The sequence below is a fragment of the Herbaspirillum sp. 1173 genome (assembly GCF_031455335.1).
Lineage (GTDB): Bacteria > Pseudomonadota > Gammaproteobacteria > Burkholderiales > Burkholderiaceae_D > Herbaspirillum > Herbaspirillum huttiense.
In genome coordinates, this window is sequence record NZ_JAVDSP010000010.1 from 18,197 (window position 1) to 37,967 (window position 19,771).

The 19,771-nt window shown below is 62.2% G+C and carries 17 protein-coding genes and 1 tRNA gene; 13 read left to right on the forward strand and 5 right to left on the reverse strand.

The window, feature by feature from the left end:
• Positions 1-53 precede the first annotated feature (53 nt).
• The gene (locus tag J2X56_RS23240) at positions 54-506 is read right to left on the reverse strand and encodes an HIT family protein (RefSeq protein WP_121045837.1); all 453 of its coding nucleotides are present in this window, start codon (positions 504-506) and stop codon (positions 54-56) included.
• 3 nt (positions 507-509) lie between these two features.
• Positions 510-4,511, reverse strand: coding sequence for an FAD/FMN-binding oxidoreductase (locus J2X56_RS23245; protein ID WP_121045836.1), 4,002 nt, complete (start codon positions 4,509-4,511; stop codon positions 510-512).
• Between the two features lie 385 nt (positions 4,512-4,896).
• Between J2X56_RS23245 and J2X56_RS23250 the strand changes: the two genes are divergently transcribed.
• Positions 4,897-5,034, forward strand: a complete 138-nt coding sequence (locus J2X56_RS23250; protein ID WP_166675521.1) for a hypothetical protein — start codon at positions 4,897-4,899, stop codon at positions 5,032-5,034.
• Positions 5,035-5,103: 69 nt separating this feature from the next.
• Here J2X56_RS23250 and J2X56_RS23255 read toward each other — a convergent pair whose 3' ends face one another.
• Positions 5,104-5,595: a YqaA family protein gene (locus tag J2X56_RS23255; protein ID WP_121045834.1), complete on the reverse strand. Its 492-nt coding sequence runs from the start codon at positions 5,593-5,595 to the stop codon at positions 5,104-5,106.
• 337 nt (positions 5,596-5,932) lie between these two features.
• On the opposite strand from J2X56_RS23255, the gene ilvA reads away from it, so the two are divergent.
• The 6 genes from ilvA (at position 5,933) to rapZ (ending at position 12,146) form a co-directional block, all read left to right on the forward strand.
• Positions 5,933-7,468, forward strand: coding sequence for a threonine ammonia-lyase, biosynthetic (gene ilvA, locus J2X56_RS23260; protein WP_310163069.1), 1,536 nt, complete (start codon positions 5,933-5,935; stop codon positions 7,466-7,468).
• Between the two features lie 84 nt (positions 7,469-7,552).
• Positions 7,553-8,428 (forward strand): NADPH-dependent 7-cyano-7-deazaguanine reductase QueF, encoded by an 876-nt coding sequence (gene queF / locus J2X56_RS23265; protein WP_134134391.1) that lies wholly within the window; start codon positions 7,553-7,555, stop codon positions 8,426-8,428.
• Positions 8,429-8,747: 319 nt separating this feature from the next.
• A complete protein-coding gene (locus tag J2X56_RS23270) occupies positions 8,748-9,362 on the forward strand; it encodes a hypothetical protein (RefSeq protein ID WP_121045832.1) in 615 nt (204 codons plus the stop codon).
• Positions 9,363-9,687: 325 nt separating this feature from the next.
• Positions 9,688-10,161: a PTS sugar transporter subunit IIA gene (locus J2X56_RS23275; protein ID WP_034330862.1), complete on the forward strand. Its 474-nt coding sequence runs from the start codon at positions 9,688-9,690 to the stop codon at positions 10,159-10,161.
• 72 nt (positions 10,162-10,233) lie between these two features.
• Positions 10,234-11,172 carry an HPr(Ser) kinase/phosphatase gene (gene hprK / locus J2X56_RS23280; protein ID WP_034330851.1) on the forward strand — a complete coding sequence of 313 codons (939 nt, stop codon included), beginning with the start codon at positions 10,234-10,236 and terminating at the stop codon, positions 11,170-11,172.
• Between the two features lie 107 nt (positions 11,173-11,279).
• Entirely contained in the window at positions 11,280-12,146 is an 867-nt protein-coding gene (rapZ, locus tag J2X56_RS23285; protein WP_034330860.1) for an RNase adapter RapZ, read from the forward strand.
• A 78-nt stretch (positions 12,147-12,224) separates the two neighbouring features.
• Here the strand turns inward: rapZ and mutY are convergent, their stop codons facing one another.
• Positions 12,225-13,367, reverse strand: coding sequence for an A/G-specific adenine glycosylase (gene mutY / locus J2X56_RS23290; RefSeq protein ID WP_310163082.1), 1,143 nt, complete (start codon positions 13,365-13,367; stop codon positions 12,225-12,227).
• On the reverse strand, positions 13,364-14,185 hold the full coding sequence (mutM, locus tag J2X56_RS23295; protein ID WP_209584681.1) for a bifunctional DNA-formamidopyrimidine glycosylase/DNA-(apurinic or apyrimidinic site) lyase: 822 nt from the start codon (positions 14,183-14,185) through the stop codon (positions 13,364-13,366). Before mutM ends, mutY begins: the two co-directional genes overlap by 4 nt.
• A 223-nt stretch (positions 14,186-14,408) precedes the next feature.
• On the opposite strand from mutM, the gene J2X56_RS23300 reads away from it, so the two are divergent.
• The 6 genes from J2X56_RS23300 (at position 14,409) to J2X56_RS23325 (ending at position 19,744) form a co-directional block, all read left to right on the forward strand.
• On the forward strand, positions 14,409-16,211 hold the full coding sequence (locus J2X56_RS23300) for a tetratricopeptide repeat protein (RefSeq protein WP_310163085.1): 1,803 nt from the start codon (positions 14,409-14,411) through the stop codon (positions 16,209-16,211).
• Positions 16,208-16,831 (forward strand): lipoprotein insertase outer membrane protein LolB, encoded by a 624-nt coding sequence (lolB, locus tag J2X56_RS23305; protein WP_121045828.1) that lies wholly within the window; start codon positions 16,208-16,210, stop codon positions 16,829-16,831. Before J2X56_RS23300 ends, lolB begins: the two co-directional genes overlap by 4 nt.
• A gap of 63 nt (positions 16,832-16,894) precedes the next feature.
• Positions 16,895-17,764: a 4-(cytidine 5'-diphospho)-2-C-methyl-D-erythritol kinase gene (gene ispE / locus J2X56_RS23310; RefSeq protein ID WP_209569220.1), complete on the forward strand. Its 870-nt coding sequence runs from the start codon at positions 16,895-16,897 to the stop codon at positions 17,762-17,764.
• A 79-nt stretch (positions 17,765-17,843) separates the two neighbouring features.
• A tRNA-Gln gene (locus J2X56_RS23315) sits at positions 17,844-17,920 on the forward strand.
• Positions 17,921-18,050: 130 nt separating this feature from the next.
• Positions 18,051-19,001 (forward strand): ribose-phosphate pyrophosphokinase, encoded by a 951-nt coding sequence (locus J2X56_RS23320; protein ID WP_008332043.1) that lies wholly within the window; start codon positions 18,051-18,053, stop codon positions 18,999-19,001.
• A 137-nt stretch (positions 19,002-19,138) separates the two neighbouring features.
• A complete protein-coding gene (locus J2X56_RS23325) occupies positions 19,139-19,744 on the forward strand; it encodes a 50S ribosomal protein L25/general stress protein Ctc (RefSeq protein ID WP_121045826.1) in 606 nt (201 codons plus the stop codon).
• The last annotated feature ends 27 nt before the right edge of the window (positions 19,745-19,771 follow it).

Below are 19,771 nucleotides of genomic sequence, written 5' to 3' on the forward strand. Positions count from 1 at the left end.
GAGAAGAAACATCGCGCCCGGCGGCGTCACCGCACGCCGGGCTGCTGCCAGCATCAGGCCGTCAGGCCTGCCGCATCGAGATGCCGGCGCACGGCTTCGCGCAACTGCGGCAGCAGTGCACGGCGGGCGGCCAGCGAGCCCTCATCGGCCGCACGGCGCGGCTCGGCCCAGACCGGGCTGGGGAAATGGCGATCATCGGTAAAGCGCGGGATCACATGCCAGTGCACGTGCGGGGTCATGTTGCCCAGCGTGGCCAGGTTGACCTTCTCGGGCTGCATCACCTCGCGCTGGGCGGCCTCGACCGCCCACACCGCATTGGCCAGCAGGGTGCGCTGCGCCGGGGCAAGGTCGGTCATTTCCTTCACGTGCGCATGGCAGATGACCCGGCAGAAGCCCGGATAGTCGGCCTCATCGACCAGCACCACGCGAAACGCGGGATGCTGCCACAGCACCTCGCCACCATCGCCGGCACACAGCTCGCAAGCGGGAACCACGGAGGCACTCATGGCTTACACCAGGATACGTTCGATGCCGCCATTGTTGGCGCGCTCGACGTATTCCGGCATCCAGTTTTCGCCCAGCAGGTGACGCGCCATTTCCACCACGATGTAGTCGGCGGTGGTGCCGGCATCCTCGTTGTAGCGCGACAGGCCCTGGAAGCAGGACGGGCAGGAGGTCAGGATCTTGACGTCGCCGGTAAAGCCATCGGCGCGGACCTTGTCGCTGCCCTTCTTCATTTCCTCTTCCTTGCGGAAGCGGACCTGGGTCGAGACATCCGGACGCGACACACCGAAGGTGCCCGACTCGCCGCAGCAGCGATCGTTCTTTTCGATCTTCTGCGCGTCCACCGTGGTGATGAGCGAGTTGACGGTCTTCAATGGATCCTGCTGCTTCATCGGGCTGTGGCAGGGGTCGTGGTACATGTAGCGGGTACCGGTCACGCCTTCGAGCTTGACGCCCTTCTCCAGCAGGTATTCGTGGATGTCGATGATGCGGCAGCCGGGGAAGATCTTCTCGAATTCATACCCCTGCAGCTGGTCGTAGCAGGTACCGCAGGACACCACGACGGTCTTGATGTCGAGGTAGTTCAGCGTATTGGCCATGCGATGGAACAGCACGCGGTTGTCGGTGATGATCTTCTCGCCCTTTTCGAAGTCGCCGGTACCACGTTGCGGATAACCGCAGCACAGGTAGCCCGGCGGCAGCACCGTCTGCACGCCCACGTTCCACAGCATCGCTTGCGTGGCCAGGCCGACCTGCGAGAACAGGCGCTCCGATCCGCAGCCCGGGAAATAGAACACCGCTTCCGTATCGGCCGTAGTGGTCTTGGGGTTGCGGATGATGGGGACGATCTTGTCGTCCTCGATATCCAGCAGCGCGCGTGCGGTCTTCTTGGGCAGGTTGCCCGGCATCTTCTTGTTGATGAAGTGGATCACCTGCTCCTTGACCGGCGGCTTGCCGACGGTGGCGGGCGGTTTCTGGGTCTGCTTCTTGGCAAACTTCTTCATCAGGTCGTTGCCCAGGCGCTGCGCCTTGAAGCCCCACTGCGTCATCACCTTGCGGGTGGCGTTGATGGTGGCCGGGTCGGTGGCATTGAGGAAGAACATGGCCGCATTGGTGCCGGCATTGAAGGACTTCTTGCCCATCTTGCGCAGCAGGTTGCGCATGTTCATCGAGACATCGCCGAAGTCGATATCGACCGGGCAAGGCGTGACGCACTTGTGGCACACCGTGCAGTGGTCGGCCACGTCCTCGAACTCTTCCCAATGCTTGATGGAGACGCCGCGACGGGTCTGCTCTTCATAGAGGAAGGCTTCCACCAGCAGCGAGGTCGCCAGGATCTTGTTGCGCGGCGAGTACAGCAGGTTGGCGCGCGGCACGTGGGTCGAGCAGACCGGCTTGCACTTGCCGCAGCGCAGGCAGTCCTTGACGCTGCTGGCAATGGCACCGATGTCGCTCTGCTGCATGATCAGCGACTCGTGGCCCATCAAACCGAACGACGGCGTGTAAGCGTTGGACAGGTCCGCTTCCATGCCGGGCAGGTTCAGGAGCTTGCCCTTGTTGAAGCGGCCTTCCGGGTCCACGCGCTTCTTGTATTCGCGGAATTCGCCGATCTCGTCTTCGGTCAGGAATTCCAGCTTGGTGATGCCGATGCCGTGTTCGCCCGAGATCACGCCATTGAGCGAACGGGCCAGCTTCATGATGCGGGCCACGGCGACGTGGGCATCCTGCAGCATTTCGTAGTGGTCGGAATTGACCGGGATGTTGGTGTGCACGTTGCCATCACCCGCGTGCATGTGCAGGGCCACGAAGACGCGGCCGCGCAGCACGCGCTTGTGGATGGCCTGGCATTCTTCCAGGATCAGCTTGAAGGCCGCGCCCGAGAATATCTGGCGCAGTTGCGCCCGCACTTCCTGCTTCCAGGAGATGCGCACGGTGCGGTCCTGCACCACGTGGAAGACGGCGGCTTCGGGCTGGTCGATCAGGCGCTGCTCAAACACCGGCAGCATCTTTTCCAGGCCCAGTGCGGCCAGTTCGCCCTTGGCTTCATCCAGCGGCTTGTCCAGGTTGGCCAGCAGGTAGGACCAGCGTGCGTGGGTCTGTTCCAGCAGGCTCTCGGCCTGGTGGACGCGGTCTTCCAGCATTTCGGCGGCGGGGATGTCGTCACCCTCGGCGTCGTCGCTCTTGCCCAGCGGCAGGTTGCCCTTGACGAAGAAGCTGTCCAGTTCGGCCAGCAGTTGCAGTTTGTTCTTGATCGACAGCTCGATGTTGATGCGCTCGATGCCGTCGGTGTATTCGCCCATGCGGTTCAGCGGGATCACCACGTCTTCATTGATCTTGAAGGCATTGGTGTGCTTGGCGATGGCCGCCGTGCGCGAACGGTCCAGCCAGAATTTCTTGCGCGCTTCCGGGCTCACGGCCACGAAGCCTTCACCCACGCGGTTGTTGGCCATGCGGATGACTTCCGACGCGGCAGCGGCCACGGCATTCTCGTCGTCACCGACGATGTCGCCGATCAGCACCATCTTGGGCAGCACGCCGCGCTTGGACTTGGTGGCATAGCCGACCGCGCGCAGGTAGCGCTCGTCCAGGTGTTCCAGGCCGGCCAGGATGGCGCCGCCCTTTTTGGTTTCGGCGTCGAGGTAATCCTTGATTTCGACGATCGAGGGAATCGCATCGCGCGCCTGGCCGAAGAATTCCAGGCAGACCGTGCGGGTCTGCTTGGGCATCTTGTGCAGGATCCAGCGGGCCGAAGTGATCAGGCCGTCACAGCCCTCCTTCTGCACGCCGGGCAGGCCCGAGAGGAACTTGTCGGTGACGTCCTTGCCCAGGCCTTCCTTGCGGAATTTCTTGCCGGAGATTTCCAGGATCTCGGTCTTGAAGACTTCGGTCTTCTGGCCCTTTTCGCCGGGATGCGACCACTCCAGCTTGAAGCGTGCCACTTCGACGTCGTGGATCTTGCCCAGGTTGTGGTCCAGGCGGGTCACTTCCAGCCAGTCACCCTGCGGATCCACCATGCGCCAGCTGGCCAGGTTGTCCAGCGCGGTGCCCCACAGCACGGCCTTCTTGCCGCCGGCGTTCATGGCGACGTTGCCGCCGATGCAGGAGGCTTCAGCCGAGGTCGGGTCCACCGCGAAGACGAAGCCGGCCTTCTCAGCCGCATCCGAGACGCGCTTGGTGACCACGCCGGCCCCCGAGTAGATGGTGGCGTAGGGCTTGTCCAGGCCGGGCAGGATTTCCATCTCGACCGCGCCCAGCTGTTCCAGTTTTTCGGTATTGATGACGGCCGACATGGGCGTCAGCGGAATCGCACCGCCGGTGTAGCCGGTGCCGCCGCCGCGCGGGATGATGGTCAGGCCCAGTTCGATACAGGCCTTGACCAGGCCGGCCATCTCGTCTTCGCTGTCCGGGGTCAGCACCACGAACGGGTACTCGACGCGCCAGTCGGTGGCGTCGGTCACGTGGGAGACGCGCGAGAGGCCATCGAACTTGATGTTGTCCTTGGCGGTATAGCGGCCCAGTACCTTGGTGGCGCGCTTGCGCAGGTCATAGGTCTGGCGGAATTCTTCGGCGAAATCGCCGATGGCCTTGCGGGCCGCCTTCAGCAAGGCTTCCACGCTGGCGCTGCGGCGCTGGGCCTCGGCGTCGCCGGATTCGGCCAGGTCGGTGGCCAGGCGGCGCTTGTCGACTTCGCTCAGGCGATGGTTCAGCGCCTCGATCAGGGCGGCGCGGCGCTTGGGGTTGTCCAGCAGGTCGTCCTGCAGATAGGGATTGCGGCGGACCACCCAGATATCGCCCAGCACTTCATACAGCATGCGCGCCGAACGGCCGGTCTGGCGCTTGCCGCGCAGCTCGTCCAGCAGGGACCAGGAGGCTTCGCCCAACAACCGGATCACGATCTCGCGATCGGAGAAGGAAGTGTAGTTGTAAGGGATTTCGCGCAAGCGCGGTGTCGCTGCGCCATGCGGCGCGTCTGTAAGCAAAGCCTGGATCTGTGCGGGGGCGTTCATTGATGTATGAGGTAAATCTGCTGCCGGAGGTGCATTTTAGCCTATTGGCAAAACTCGCGATGGCCCGACCCGGGTTTTGGGCGCGCTTGCATGAGCTTTGAGAGACCTTGTGCGGCGGATCGGCGACGTTTGCAGCGAGCAGCGCGGCAATAGCCTCTACCAATTGGATTCATAATAACAATCAATTTCTAAAAATCGATTGCCAAAATCTATAATTCATCTCAACCACTCAGCCATCAGGGACATGCCCTGACCCATCCCGCCAAGGAGGCCCCATGTTGCAAACCCTGATGACCGAATTCCTGGAAAACCTGGCCATTACCCTGGCCGACTATGCGCAATGCAAGGCCTGAGCGGGCCGCGACGACGCTACAAGGAGATCACCATGCATACCGCCATCCTCAATGAAGACACCGGCCTGACCATGAAGCTCAAGACCCGCCACCTGGCCGTGCTGGGTGTGACGGCGACCTTCCTGGCAATCCGCCTGATCGAGAATCTGGTGCCGACTTTGGCAGGATGATTCACCTGCCTCCCGGAAACCCTGCCACGGCGCCCTTGCGGCGCCGTTTTGCTTCATCTTTTCAGGAATTTACGCCAGCCAGCTGCCCAGCTTGTGCCAGAAGCCATCCGGCACGTTCAGCAGCAGCCAGGTCATGAGCACGTAGCGGATGAACTTGCCGATGGCCATATAGAACACCGAAGGCCAGAACGGCAGCCGCAGCCAGCCGGCCAGGGTGCAGATGGGATCGCCGATGCCGGGCAGCCAGGCCAGCAGCATGGTCTTGGCACCGAAACGCTCCAGCCAGTGGAACCAGCGCGAGGAGCGCTCCTTGGCAAAGGCCTGCTTGGCCCCATAGCCCATCCAATAGTCGACGATACCGCCCAGGGTGTTGCCGAAGGTGGCCACCAGGATCACCGGCCAGAACATCTCCGGACTGGCCTTGATGACGGCAAACACCGCCGGTTCAGAACCCAGCGGCAGCAGGGTGGCCGAAATGAAGCTGATCAGGAACACCGAGGTCAGGCCGACGGTAGGAATGGCGAGGATATTGAGCAGCCAGAGGACGGCGGATTCGATCATGCAGGAGGCAGGTAGGTGGAATCGGCTGGCCGCAGCCAGGAGGAAAACTTGCCACCCGTCAAGCCGGTGTGGTGGCGCAGCGTGCATTCTAGCTGGTGCCGCCGGGCCTGAATTCAAGAAGTGAAGAAAGATTCATCTCCGGGATCAGACACGCCAAGCTTGCCGTCGCCTTGGCCGGCTCCCTTATAATGTCCAGTTCCCCTGGCCCGGACCGGTGACCTGCCGGCCCGGCCCAGGAGGAAATCCCCAGCGGCTTACCCAGCCTTGATTCCTTTTACCCTGAATGCGATATGACCGCGCCTGAACCCGCTGCTGCTCGCCTGACTTCACTTCATTGATGACCAACATGAGTAACGATTATCTGAAAAAGATCCTGACCGCCCGCGTCTACGACGTCGCCCAAGAAACCCCGCTGGAACTGGCGAATACGCTGTCGCAAAGGATTGATAATCGAATTTACTTCAAGCGTGAAGACATGCAGAGCGTGTTCAGCTTCAAGCTGCGCGGCGCCTACAACAAGATGGCCCACCTGACGCCGGCGCAACTGAAGCGCGGCGTCATCTGCGCCTCGGCCGGCAACCACGCCCAGGGCGTGGCGCTCTCCGCAGCACGCCTGGGCTGCCGCGCCGTGATCGTCATGCCCACCACCACCCCGCAGGTGAAGATCGATGCCGTCAAGGCGCGCGGCGGTGAAGTGGTGCTCTTCGGCGACTCCTTCACCGATGCCTACGAACATGCCTTGACGCTGGAAAAGAAGCAGAAGCTGACCTTCGTCCACCCCTTCGACGATCCCTACGTGATCGCCGGCCAAGGCACGGTGGGGATGGAAATCCTGCGCCAGCACCCGGAGCCGATCCACGCCATCTTCGTAGCCATCGGGGGTGGCGGGCTGATCGCGGGCGTGGCCTCCTACGTCAAGGCAGTGCGCCCGGACATCAAGATCATTGGCGTACAGACCACCGACTCCGACGCCATGGCACGCAGCCTCAAAGCCGGCCGCCGCGTGGCGCTGCCGGACGTGGGCCTGTTCTCGGACGGCACGGCGGTCAAGCTGGTAGGTGAAGAAACCTTCCGCATCGCCAAGGAACTGGTCGATGAAATCATCATCGTCGACACCGATGCCGTCTGCACCGCCATCAAGGACATCTTCCAGGATACCCGCAGCATCGTCGAACCCGCCGGCGCACTGGCCGTGGCCGGTGCCAAGGCCTATGTGGAACGTGCCAAGGCCAGCAAGAAGCCGATCAAGGGCGAATCCCTCGTCACCATCGCCTGCGGTGCCAACATGAACTTCGACCGCCTGCGCTTCGTGGCCGAAATGGCGGACAACGGCGAGGCCCGTGAAGCGGTCTTCGCCGTCACCATTCCCGAAGAACGCGGCAGCTTCCGCCGCTTCTGCGAAACCGTGGGCCCGCGCAACGTCACCGAATTCAACTACCGCATCAGCGATGCCAAGGCGGCACATGTGTTCGTCGGTATCCAGGTATCGGCAGCGGATGAAGCAGGCAAGATCGCGCGCAATTTCGAGAAGGCAGGCTTTGGCGTGCTGGACCTGACCCATGATGAACTGGCCAAGGTCCACATCCGTCACCTGGTGGGCGGCAAGAGTGACCTGGCAGGCGATGAACTGCTGTATCGCTTTGAATTCCCGGAGCGTCCGGGCGCGCTGATGAAGTTCCTTTCCAGCATGAATCCGGGCTGGAACATCAGCCTGTTCCACTACCGCAACCAGGGCGGCGATGTCGGCCGCATCCTGATCGGCCTGCAGGTGCCAAAGAAGGAAATGAAGGAATTCCGCGCCTTCCTGGCCCAGCTGGGCTATCGCCACTGGGACGAAACCAAGAACCCGCTGTACAAGCTCTTCCTCGGCTGATCAAGGCCGACGCCGCGCGCCATTTCAACTGCGCGCGGCGGCAACATCACAGAACGTCACCCGCAGCACCGCAGGAGTATTCACATGGACCACACCAACCCGTCCGCATCCACCGTCGGCCATTCGCCGGAAAGTTCACCCCTGGGCAAGAGTTCGGAATATCCGACCCATTACGATCCCAGCCTGCTGTTCCCGATTCCGCGCGCGCCCAAGCGCGCCGAATTGCAGATCAGCGGCACCCTGCCCTTCTTCGGCGTGGACCTGTGGACGGCTTATGAAATCTCCTGGCTGAACCTGCGCGGCAAACCCCAGATCGCCATCGCCACCTTCATGGTGCCGGCCGATTCGCCCAACATCATCGAGTCGAAGTCCTTCAAGCTGTATCTGAACTCCTTCAACCAGGAGCGTCTGGAAAGCGCCGACCAGTTGATCGACAAGATGCGCACCGACCTCTCGGCCGCCGCCGGTGCCAGTGTGCAGGTGACGCTGACCGAATCCTCGCAGTTCGGGCAGATGCAGTTCGGTGAACTCTCGGGCCTGCTGCTGGACCGGCTCGATGTGGAAATCGAACCGGCCACCGGCGCGGCCCATCCCGATGGCAGCCTGCTGCGCGCCAATACCGACGAAGCCACGGTGGAAGAAACCCTGGTGTCGCACCTGCTCAAGTCCAACTGCCCGGTGACCAGCCAGCCCGACTGGGGCAGCGTGCAGATCCAGTACGTGGGCGCGCCCATCGACCAGGAGCGGCTGCTGAAGTACATCATCGGCTTCCGCGAACACAATGAATTCCACGAGCAATGCGTGGAACGCATCTTCACTGACATCCTGCGCCACTGCAAACCGCAGAAGCTGGCGGTCTATGCCCGCTACACCCGGCGCGGCGGACTGGACATCAATCCCTGGCGCAGCAATTTCTCCAGCGGCAAGCCGCCTTCGCAACTGCGCAACGCGCGCCAGTAAGCGTCGACGATTCATCCCTGCAGGCTGTTCTCCGTGGTGCCAACGCCACGGAGTGTCAGCAAATTGTTACAAAATCTTGCACCCAGCGGTGTCGTTGTCCCGTGGGGACAGCCATGGCCGCCATGATTTGGTAACATCTTGCGCTTCAGCAAGATCCACCTAGCGGGATATTTTTGCCACGATGGCAGTCCACACAAGCTGTGGATGAGCTGGCCGGCGACTCGCCTTTTGCCTGTTTCGCGGTCACCGGGCCGCCTGCACATCCCCTCGCTTACCCACTTGCCGTCGCGTTTTTTTGCTTTTCCCTTCAATAACAACCATGAAAACCACCACCCAGCTCCGGTGCCAGGCCGAAACCTTCACTTTTGGCGCGATGTTGCGCAAAGCCGCCCTCGTCTCTGCCGCCACCTTGGCCCTGGCCCCCGCCGTCCACGCCGAAGACAACCAGTACAGCCTCTGGCAACAAACCAAGGACCACGCCTCCAGGATCTGGAACCAGGGCGATGACGCCATCTACCTGTCCGGCGTGGCGCACCACGGCCGTAGCACCTACAGCCGCGACAAGCTCAATGAACTCAACGAGCATGCCTGGGGTGCCGGTTACGGCAAGACCCTGCGCAACGAGCAGGGCAATGATGAATCCCTGTACGGCTTCGTGATCAAGGATTCGCACCGCCATCCGCAGTACATGGCCGGCTATGCCTATGAATGGGTATTCCCGATCGCCAAGACCGGGCTGGAACTGGGCCTGGGCGGCACCGCCATGCTGATGAGCCGTCAGGATTACTTCCACAGCATCCCCTTCCCGGTGCCGCTGCCGCTGGCCTCCATCGGTACGCAGAAGGCCAAGATCATGTTCGCCTACGTGCCGCGCCTGTCGGCCAACAAGAACAATGGCGACGTGCTGCTGATCTTCGGCCGCATCGAGATGTAATGCACTTCAGCCCGCCGGTGCATGCCGGCGGGTCTGCTTTGCGGCATTCGTCCCGGCCGATGCGACCGGGCAACAGATGAGCCGCCCTTTCCTGCCGCGCTTTTTTTCCACACATCGTCACACATCATCGCCAACCATCACGGCGTGATATCCCTTGCGGCAACTTGTTGCCAACGATCATCGATCTTTCGTATGCAACTCGTGGCAATTCGGGGTTTTCTGCCCGAAATCCCCTCCTGTTCAGCGCTTTCAAAGCCTTCCGGCATCGGCAAAGAAGCCTATAATCCTGCTCAAAGCTTCAGTCCGTAGCAATTCCTTGAGCGTCATGACTAATCTCGCAAAAATCCTGTCTCCAGAAAACGTGGTTCTGGATCTGGAAGTGTCCAGCAAAAAAAGAGCTTTCGAACAAGCCGGCCTGACCTTCGAAAACAACAGCGGCATCGCGCGCTCCACCGTTTCCGAAAACCTGTTCGCACGAGAGCGTCTGGGTTCGACCGGACTGGGGCATGGCGTGGCCGTGCCGCACGGCCGCATCAAGGGCTTGAAGGCGCCGCTGGCGCTGTTCATGCGCCTGGCCGCACCGATTCCCTTTGAGTCGCCTGACGGCCAGCCGGTCAAGCTGCTGGTGTTCCTGCTCATTCCCGACAACGTGACGCAGCAGCATCTGGAAATCCTCTCGGAAATCGCCGAGATGTTTTCCGATGATGCCTTCCGCAATGAACTCACCGTCGAGTCCGACCCTGCCGTGGTGCATGCCCGCATCGTGACCTGGCAGACCTCGATGGAAAAAGCCGGCTGAGGCCGGCACAATCAGGCTGCACCAAGCCGGCGGCAATTCCGCACCCTATCCTGTGAGCAGATCCGGATCTCCATGCCCAATTATTCCGCGTTGTCGATTCAGCAGCTGTACGAAGAAAACCGTGAATCCCTGCAACTGGGCTGGTTCGCCGGCTTCCCCGGCGGCGAGCGCCTGATCTCGGGCGATGCCGTCTCGGCCTCCGACCAGGTCGGCCACCTGAACCTGATCCACCCTGGCCGCCTGCAGGTCTTCGGCCATCAGGAAATCGAGTACTACAACCGCCTCTCCAACACCTCGCGCGCCTACCAGACCGCCGAGCTGGTGGCCGGCGAGCCGCCCGCCTTCATCATCGCGCAGGGCCTGTCGACCCCGCCCGATATCCTGGCGGTGTGCGATGAAAAGAACATCCCGCTGTTTTCCACGCCGTTGCCGGCCGCGCAGGTGATCGATTATCTGCGCGTGTATCTCTCCAAGAAACTGGCGCAGCAGATCACCATGCACGGCGTGTTCATGGACGTGCTGGGCGTGGGCGTGTTGATCACCGGTGAATCGGGACTGGGCAAGAGCGAACTGGGTCTTGAACTGATCTCGCGCAGCCACGGCCTGGTGGCCGATGATGCGGTGGAGTTCGCACGCATCGCGCCCAACATGATCGAGGGCCGCTGCCCGCCGCTGTTGGCCAACCTGCTGGAAGTGCGCGGCCTGGGTCTGCTGGACATCAAGGCCATCTTTGGCGAGACCGCCGTGCGCCGCAAGATGCGCCTGAAGCTCATCGTCCACCTGGTCCGCCGCAGCACGCTGGAAGAAAACTACGAACGCCTGCCGCTGGATGCGCAATATGAAGAAGTGCTGGGCCTGCCGATCCGCAAGGTGGTCATTCCCGTGGCGGCCGGCCGCAACATCGCGGTGCTGCTGGAAGCCGCCGTGCGCAACACCATCCTGCAACTGCGCGGCATCGATACCCTCAAGGAATTCATCGAACGCCAGCGGCGCGCCATGAACGGCGAATAAGCCGGACAAGCCGGACGCAATTTTCCTGCTCGTCGGGAAAACTTTCGGTGGCGCATTGGCCTACCCGTGCCGCCACGCAGGTGCGGGTGATGCGTTATGATTCCGCCATGCGAATCGTTCTGATCACCGGCATTTCCGGCTCCGGCAAATCGGTAGCACTTCACGTGCTGGAAGACGCCGGCTATTTCTGCGTCGACAATCTCCCGCCCTCCCTGCTGTGCGACCTGGTGCAGACCCGCATCAAGGAAGGTGCAAGCATGCTGGCCGTGGCCACCGATGCCCGCAGTGCCGATTCACTGGCCACGCTGCGCACCGACATCGAGCAGTTGCGCGCCGATGGCCATGACGTCAAGGTGTTCTTCCTGACCGCCTCCGACGAAACCCTCATCACCCGCTTCTCCGAGACGCGCCGCAGCCATCCGCTGTCGCACCGCCTGCTGCCGGGCCGCCCGACCTCATCGGACCGCCTGACCCTGACCGAGTGCATCGCGCTGGAAAAGGAGATGCTGGGCGACCTGCAGGACATCGGCCTGGTCATGGATACCTCGCAGCTCAGCTCCAACAAGCTGCGCCGCTGGATCAAGGACCTGGTGGATCTGGAACGCTCGCCGCTGACCCTGCTCATCGAATCCTTCGGCTTCAAGCACGGCCTGCCGCTGGATGCCGACCTGGTGTTCGACGTGCGCATGCTGCCCAATCCGCACTATGACGCCGAACTGCGCCCGCTGACCGGACGCGATGCACCGGTGATCGAGTTTCTGGTGGCCTATCCGGAAGTGGCCGAGATGTACAACGACATCCGCGGCTTCGTCGAAAAGTGGCTGCCCTCCTTCAAGAACGACAACCGCAGCTATCTCACCGTGGCCATCGGCTGCACCGGTGGCCAGCATCGTTCAGTCTATCTGGCTGAGCAACTGGCCAGCCATTTCCGCGCCACTGAACAGGTGGTGTGCAGGCATCGCCAGCTGAACTGACAGGTGCGCGCTTCCGAAGTGTCAGGTGCGGGGACTTGAAGTGTCAGGTGTGAGACCCGCAACTGTCAGGTGAACTGTTCAGGCGGTGGCCAGCAGATCGTCCGCCCGCAAGACCCCCAGCAAGAGTTTCTTGACCGGTGCCGGCAAGGGCGCATCGGCCAGCTTGCGCGCCGGATACCACACCAGCCCGCCCTCGGCGATGCGATGGCTGCGGCTCTTCAGGGCCACCTGGAACGGTGCAACATGCAGCTTGAAGTGCGTGAAGACGTGCGAGAACGGCTGCAGCTTGCGGCAGCCATCCAGTTCGCCATAGGACGCCACCAGGGTGCGCACGGCCGTGTCGAAGTGTTCGGCATTGCCGACGCCGATTTCCGGCAGGGACAGCAGGCCGCCCCAGATGCCGCTGTCGGGGCGCTGCTCCAGCAGCACATCCTCGCCCTGGGTGATGACCAGCATCACCGTTTCCTTTTCCGGCACGGCTTTCTTCGGTTTGCTCACCGGCAGTTCGGCCACGCGATCCTCGGCCAGCGCCACGCAGCGTCCGGCCAGCGGACAGCGCGTGCACGCCGGCTTGCCGCGCACGCACAGCGTCGCGCCCAGGTCCATCAGGCCCTGGGTGTAGGACTCGATATCCTCTTCCGGCAGCAGGGCCACCGCACGCAGCCACAGCTGGTCTTCGACCGGCTTGGCACCGGGATAGCCATCCACGCCGAACACGCGCGCAAAGACGCGCTTGACGTTGCCGTCGAGGATGGCCGCGCGGCGTCCATAGGAAAAGGCGGCGATGGCGGCTGCAGTCGAGCGCCCGATGCCGGGCAGGTCGGCCAGCAGCGCCGGATCATCCGGGAAGCGGCCACCGTATTCAGCCACCACCCGCTGCGCACACTTGTGCAGGTTGCGCGCGCGCGTGTAGTAACCCAGGCCGCTCCACAGCGCCATCACGTCCTCAGAGGGGGCGGCGGCCAGCGCGAAGACATCCGGACAGCGCTCCAGGAAGCGCTGGTAATACGGAATCACGGCAGCAACCTGCGTCTGCTGCAGCATGATCTCGGAGAGCCACACGCGATAGGCATCGCGCGTGTTCTGCCAAGGCAGCTTGTGACGGCCATGCTGCTTCTGCCAGGCGATGACCTCCGCCGAAAAGGAGGGATCTTCATACTGTGCGCCCGCGTTCTCGGCGGTGGACGCCTTCTTGCGGCGCGATTCGACAAGTCCCTTCATTTCTGGCAACTCACGCAGTAGAAGGTGGAGCGCTGGCCCTGCTTGATCTGGCGGATCGGCGCCGCGCAGATGCGGCAGGGCTCGCCGGTACGGTTGTAGACGAAATAATTCTGCTGGAAGTAACCCGACTGACCGTTGACTGCAATGAAGTCGCGCAGCGTGCTGCCACCCTGCTCGATGGCGGCGGCCAGCGTTTCGCGGATGGCTTCGGCCAGGCGCTCATAGCGCGCCAGACTGATCTTGTACGCCGGAGTCTTGGGATTGATGCGGGCCTTGAACAGGCTTTCCGACGCATAGATGTTGCCGACCCCGACCACGATGTCGCCCGCCAGCAGCACTTGCTTGATGGGCGCGCTGCGGCCGCGCGTCTGGTTGAACAGCTCGCGCGCGCTGAACTTGTCTTCCAGCGGCTCCAGCCCCAGGCTGCGCAACAGCAGGTGCTCTTCGATGTCGCCGTCGCTGAGGTCATGCCACAGGATGGCACCGAAGCGGCGCGGGTCGGTCATGCGCATGACCTGGCCGCCGACTTCGAGGTCGAAGTGGTCGTGCTTCTGTGGCGTGATGCCCGGCGGCAGGATGCGCAGGTGGCCGGACATGCCCAGGTGCACGATGAGCGTGCCATGGTCGAAATGGATCAGCAGATATTTGCCGCGTCGCCCGGTGCTGCGGATCACGCGCCCGGCCAGGAGCGCATGCAAGCCCTCGGGGAAAGGCCAGCGCAGGCCGGTATGACGCAGCACGACGCCGCTGACGGTGCGCCCTTCCAAATGGGGCGCGACCCCGCGGCGGGTGACTTCGACTTCTGGTAATTCAGGCATGGGCTTGCGGATCGCGGTGATCCGGGAGGACGAGCGGGAAGCTGCATATGATAATGCACTTGCTGAAATCAAGACCTGAAGCCGCGTGTGCAACCTCGGGACAGAAGCTTGTCAAAGATGGATTACACTGCGTTATCCGTAGCATCGTCAGTCTCAATGCCGTCAGCAACGCCACGGTTGTTGCGCGTAAAATCGAACCTCTCCGAATCGTCAGGATGACATCTTGAAAAAAACCATCGCCCTCCTCACCAGTTCCCTGCTGCTGACTGCCTGCGCGAGCTTCCAGCAGCCCGGCGACAAGGCGAACGCCCAGGCGGCCACTGACCAGAAGACGGCTTCCTCCAAGCCGGCCAACCGCAAGAAAGCCCCCAAGGCCAAGGTCCAGCAGCAGGAAGACGCGCTGCCGGCCATGGAGCTGAGCGAGGACATCCTTTACAAAGTGCTGACAGCCGAGATCGCCTTCCAGCGCGGCCAATGGCAATCGGCCTACGTGACCATGCTGGCTGCGGCCCAGCAGACGCGCGATCCGCGCCTGGCCAAGCGCGCCGCCGAGATGGCCGTGGCCGCGCGCCAGGCCGGCGAAGCGCTGGTGGCGGTGCGCCTGTGGACCGAACTGGCGCCGCATTCGGATGAAGCCCTGCAAAATTATCTGGGCCTGATCATGCTCTCGGACAGCGTCGACGAAATCGAACCGCTGCTCACCCAGCGCCTGGCCGATGCCGCCCCGCAAGCGCGCGGACCGATGCTGCTGCAGATCCAGCGTCTGCTGGCGCGGGCCAAGGACAAGCAGGCCAGCTATACCATCCTGCAAAACATCAGCAAGCCTTATGGCAACCTGATGGAAACCCACCTGGCCCTGGCCCAGGGTGCCTTCGGCATGGGCGATGGCGCCACCGCCCAGCGCGAAGCCGCCGCGGCCATGAAGATCAAGCCCGATTCGGAACTGGCCGTGCTCACCGCCGCTCAGGTCGCCTCCAACAACAAGGACGCGACCAAGCTGGTGACCGATTTCCTGCGCAAGTATCCGGATGCGCGTGAAGTACGCGTGGCCTATGCCCGCAGCCTGGTCGAGCAGAAGGACTTCAAGCTGGCCCGCACCCAGTTCGAGACCCTGTTGAAGGAAGACGGCGAAGACGCCACCACCCTCTTCGCGCTGGGCGTACTGTCGGCCCAGACCGACCAGTTGAAGGATGCCGAATACTATCTGCAGCGCTACCTGCAGGTGCTCTCGGCCCAACCCGAGGAAGACCGCGATCCCAGCCAGGCCCTGCTGCTGCTCTCGCGCATCGCCGAGGAGCGCCGCGACCTGGATTCGGCCCTGCGCTACTTGGACCAGGCAGAACCCGGCACCGAAGGCTATCTGAACATCCAGGTCCGCCGCGCCCAATTGCTGGCCCGCAAGAACGACATCGAAGGCGCGCGCAAGGCGCTGGAAGATGCGCAAGCCGAATCGACCAACGATGGCGAGCAGCTGCAATTGCTGCTGGCCGAATCGAGCCTGCTGCGCGATGCCAACCGCAACCAGGAAGCGGCCGACGTGCTCAAGGGCGGCCTGCAGCGCTTCCCCAACAATACCGACCTGCTCTACGACTACTCCATGGTCCTGGAAAAGCTGGGCAAGTTCGACGAGATGGAAAAGTCGCTCCGCCGCGTGATGCAGCTGGCACCGGGCAACCAGCACGCGTACAACGCGCTGGGCTATTCGCTGGCCGATCGCAACATCCGCCTGCCGGAAGCGCTGGAACTGATCCAGAAGGCGGCCGACCTGGCCCCGGAAGATCCTTTCATTGCCGACAGCCTGGGCTGGGTGCTGTTCCGCATGGGCCGCGCCGAACAGGCCGAAACCCAGATGCGCCGCGCCTATGGCCTGCGCCCCGATGTGGAGATCGGCGTGCACCTGGGCGAAGTCCTGTGGACCAATGGCAAGCAGGACGAAGCCCGCAAGGTCTGGCGCGAAGTCAGCCTCAAGGAACCCAACAATGAAGTCCTGAAAAGCACGCTGTCGCGTCTCAATGTGAAGTTATGAGCAAAACACGCGCTTTCCCGGGGGCTGCTGCCCTCTGCCTGGCCGCTCTGCTCGGCGGTTGCGCCACGGTGTCGCAGGATGCCGTGGCACCGGACGCCACCGCACCGGCTTACCAGTCCAGCATCGAGATCGATGGCCGCATCTCGGTGCAGTACGAGCAGGATGACCGTCCGCAATCGCTGCATGGCAGCTTCTTCTGGAAGCAGACCCCGCAGGAGCTGAACCTGGAGATGTTCTCGCCCTTGGGCCAGACCGTGGCCACCATCAACGTCAAGCCCGGCATCGCCACGCTGGTGCAGTCAGGCCGCGCACCGCAGGTGGCCGCCGATGTGGATGCCCTGGCCGCGCAATCGCTGGGCTGGCCGCTGCCGGTCTCGGGCATGCGCCAGTGGCTGCAGGGCAGCGGCATTGATGCCAGCGGCAAGCCCTTCGTGGCCAAGGCTGGCGAGAACGATGCCAGCTTCACCACCCGCGATGGCTGGCGCGTGACCTATGCCAACTGGGAGAGCGATGCCGCCAGCGGCCAGACGCGCCCCAAACGCATCGACCTCACCCGCAGCACGACGCAGGCCGGCAAGGTGGCGATCCGCATCGCCATCGATGGCTGGAAGAAGCCTTGATGGAATGCCTGATGGCAGAACCTGCACCGCGTTTGATCCACAACTGAAGAATTCGTACTGCGCATGACCACCACCCTCACCGCCTGCCCGGCGCCGGCCAAGCTCAACCTGTTCCTGCACGTGACCGGCCGCCGCCCGGATGGCTATCACCTGCTGCAATCGGCCTTCCAGTTGATTGACCGCTGCGACACGCTCGATTTCAGCCTGCGCGAGGACGGGCAGATCCGCCGTACCAATGAGGTCCCCGGCGTGCCCGAGGAGTCGGACCTGGTAATCCGCGCCGCGCACCTGCTGCGCGAGGCCAGCGGCCGGCCGCAACCGGGTGCCGACATCACCGTGCACAAGGTGCTGCCGATGGGTGGCGGGGTCGGTGGCGGCTCCTCCGATGCAGCAACGACATTATTGGTCTTGAATCATTTATGGAAATGCGGATACAATCGCGCCTCGCTGATGGAGATGGGCCTGAAGCTGGGTGCTGATGTTCCCTTCTTCCTGTTCGGCCGCAATGCATTCGCCGAAGGTGTGGGTGAAGAATTGTCGGCACTGCGTACCGCGGATTGCTGGTATGTGGTGATCGAACCGGGCGTATCTGTTCCAACTTCAATAATTTTTTCATCAAAGTTGTTGACAAGGGATACGAAACCAATCAGAATAACGGACTTTCCTGATGCGACGAAACAAGTTGCTTCCAGCTTCGGGAAAAACGATCTGGAAATGGTGGCAACCGCACATTTCCCCGAAGTGGCAGCAGCAATCGAGTGGCTGGGAAAATTCGGGAGTGCGAGGATGACCGGATCTGGCGCTTGTGTGTTTAGTGCATTCGAACACGAACATCAGGCAGACGAAGTGCTCAAGCAATTGCCTTCGCGCTGGATCGGCTGGAAAGCCAAAGCGATGCAGGAACATCCTCTCGCCCATTTAGTGCAGTCGTAATAGAGAATTAGAGAATTGGTTTGACGAAGACGCAGCGCCTGATGATGAGCGCGCCTGCACGGCAAACAGCAAGTTGCGTAGGGGAATCGCCAAGCTGGTTAAGGCACCGGATTTTGATTCCGGCATTCCAAGGTTCGAATCCTTGTTCCCCTGCCATTTAATTCGGACAGGCCTTGTTTGATCAGGCCCGGGTCCAGTCAGAAAAATAAGCCGTCAATGTGAGACCGAACAAGTCAAGCATTGTCGGCTTTTCGACTTTTTAACGATTGCATTCAGGGATACCCACATGGCACTTGAGAACCTGATGGTTTTTACGGGCAACGCCAACCCCGAACTGGCGCGCGGCGTCGCTGAGAAACTCGGTATCCCGCTGGGCAAGGCCAATGTTTCGAAGTTCTCCGACGGCGAAGTGATGGTCGAGATCAATGAAAACGTTCGCGGCAAGGACGTCTTCGTGCTGCAGTCCACCTGCGCACCGACCAATGACAACCTGATGGAAATCATGATCATGGTCGATGCCCTGAAGCGCGCATCGGCTGGCCGCATCACCGCCGCCATCCCCTATTTCGGCTATGCCCGCCAGGACCGCCGCCCGCGTTCGGCGCGTGTGGCCATCTCGGCCAAGGTCGTGGCCAACATGCTGCAGGAAGCCGGCGTCGAGCGCGTCCTGATCATGGATCTGCACGCAGACCAGATTCAGGGCTTCTTCGATATCCCGGTGGACAACATCTACGCCTCGCCGATCCTGCTGGGCGACCTGGTCAACAAGAACTACGACGACCTGCTGGTCGTGTCGCCCGACGTCGGCGGCGTGGTGCGCGCCCGTGCGCTGGCCAAGCGCCTGAATTGTGACCTGGCCATCATCGACAAGCGCCGTCCGAAGGCCAACGTCTCCGAAGTGATGAACATCATCGGTGAGGTCGAAGGCCGCAACTGCGTCATCATGGATGACATGGTCGATACCGCCGGCACCCTGACCAAGGCCGCTGAAGTGTTGAAGGAACGTGGCGCCAAGAAGGTCGTGGCTTACTGTACGCACCCGGTGCTGTCGGGTCCGGCCATCGATCGCATCGCCAATTCGCCGCTGGATGAACTGGTCGTCACCGACACCATTCCGCTGTCGCCTGCTGCACGCGGCTGCCCGAAGGTACGTCAGCTGACCTGCGCCGACCTGCTGGCCGAGACCTTCAAGCGCATCACCAAGGGTGACTCGGTGATGTCGCTGTTTGCTGAATAAGATTTTGCATTCGCCTCGCTGCGGTTTTTCGCAGCGAGGTTTTTTCGTATTCCCTGGTCGCGGGGAATATTTATCTCACGGGGCAACCGTCGATGGAATGATTCCACGACGAGCCCCGCCAACATTGGAGTTATCACATGAAAGTCATCGCCTTTCCGCGTAATGAACAGGGCACCGGAGCGAGCCGCCGCCTGCGTCGCGCGGGTCAAACCCCGGGTATCGTCTACGGTGGCACCGCTGCCCCGCTGAACATCGCTGTTGACCACAACGCGCTGTACCACGCCCTGAAGAAGGAAACCTTCCACTCGTCCATCCTGGACCTGGAAATCGACGGCAAGGTCGAGCAAGTGCTGCTGCGTGACTTCCAAGTCCACGCGTTCAAGCAACTGGTCCTGCACGTTGACTTCCAACGCGTGGATGCTTCCCAGAAGCTGCACACCAAGGTGCCCCTGCACTTCGTGAACGCCGAGATCTCGCCGGCCGTCAAGCTGAACGCCGGCATCATCAGCCACGTGGCTGCTGAACTGGACGTGACCTGCCTGCCGAAGAACCTGCCTGAGTTCATCGAAGTCGACCTGTCCAAGCTGGACGTCGGTCAATCGATCCACCTGGCTGACCTGAAGCTGCCCAACGGCGTGACCGCCGTGACCCAGGAAAACCTGACCATCGCCACCGCCACCGTGCCGGCTGGTCAAGTGGCCGCTGAAGGTGAAGCTGCTGGCGGCGCTGAAGAAGCCAAGTAATTCGCTTTTTCCGCTGCAAGAAAAAAC

Bases quoted from the DNA above. Each gene is read 5' to 3' on its own strand.
- J2X56_RS23240 (WP_121045837.1), bottom strand. From the start codon at position 506: ATGAGTGCCTCCGTGGTTCCCGCTTGCGAGCTGTGTGCCGGCGATGGT.
- J2X56_RS23245 (WP_121045836.1), bottom strand. From the start codon at position 4,511: ATGAACGCCCCCGCACAGATCCAGGCTTTGCTTACAGACGCGCCGCAT.
- J2X56_RS23250 (WP_166675521.1), top strand. From the start codon at position 4,897: ATGCATACCGCCATCCTCAATGAAGACACCGGCCTGACCATGAAGCTC.
- J2X56_RS23255 (WP_121045834.1), bottom strand. From the start codon at position 5,595: ATGATCGAATCCGCCGTCCTCTGGCTGCTCAATATCCTCGCCATTCCT.
- ilvA (WP_310163069.1), top strand. From the start codon at position 5,933: ATGACCAACATGAGTAACGATTATCTGAAAAAGATCCTGACCGCCCGC.
- queF (WP_134134391.1), top strand. From the start codon at position 7,553: ATGGACCACACCAACCCGTCCGCATCCACCGTCGGCCATTCGCCGGAA.
- J2X56_RS23270 (WP_121045832.1), top strand. From the start codon at position 8,748: ATGAAAACCACCACCCAGCTCCGGTGCCAGGCCGAAACCTTCACTTTT.
- J2X56_RS23275 (WP_034330862.1), top strand. From the start codon at position 9,688: ATGACTAATCTCGCAAAAATCCTGTCTCCAGAAAACGTGGTTCTGGAT.
- hprK (WP_034330851.1), top strand. From the start codon at position 10,234: ATGCCCAATTATTCCGCGTTGTCGATTCAGCAGCTGTACGAAGAAAAC.
- rapZ (WP_034330860.1), top strand. From the start codon at position 11,280: ATGCGAATCGTTCTGATCACCGGCATTTCCGGCTCCGGCAAATCGGTA.
- mutY (WP_310163082.1), bottom strand. From the start codon at position 13,367: ATGAAGGGACTTGTCGAATCGCGCCGCAAGAAGGCGTCCACCGCCGAG.
- mutM (WP_209584681.1), bottom strand. From the start codon at position 14,185: ATGCCTGAATTACCAGAAGTCGAAGTCACCCGCCGCGGGGTCGCGCCC.
- lolB (WP_121045828.1), top strand. From the start codon at position 16,208: ATGAGCAAAACACGCGCTTTCCCGGGGGCTGCTGCCCTCTGCCTGGCC.
- ispE (WP_209569220.1), top strand. From the start codon at position 16,895: ATGACCACCACCCTCACCGCCTGCCCGGCGCCGGCCAAGCTCAACCTG.
- J2X56_RS23320 (WP_008332043.1), top strand. From the start codon at position 18,051: ATGGCACTTGAGAACCTGATGGTTTTTACGGGCAACGCCAACCCCGAA.
- J2X56_RS23325 (WP_121045826.1), top strand. From the start codon at position 19,139: ATGAAAGTCATCGCCTTTCCGCGTAATGAACAGGGCACCGGAGCGAGC.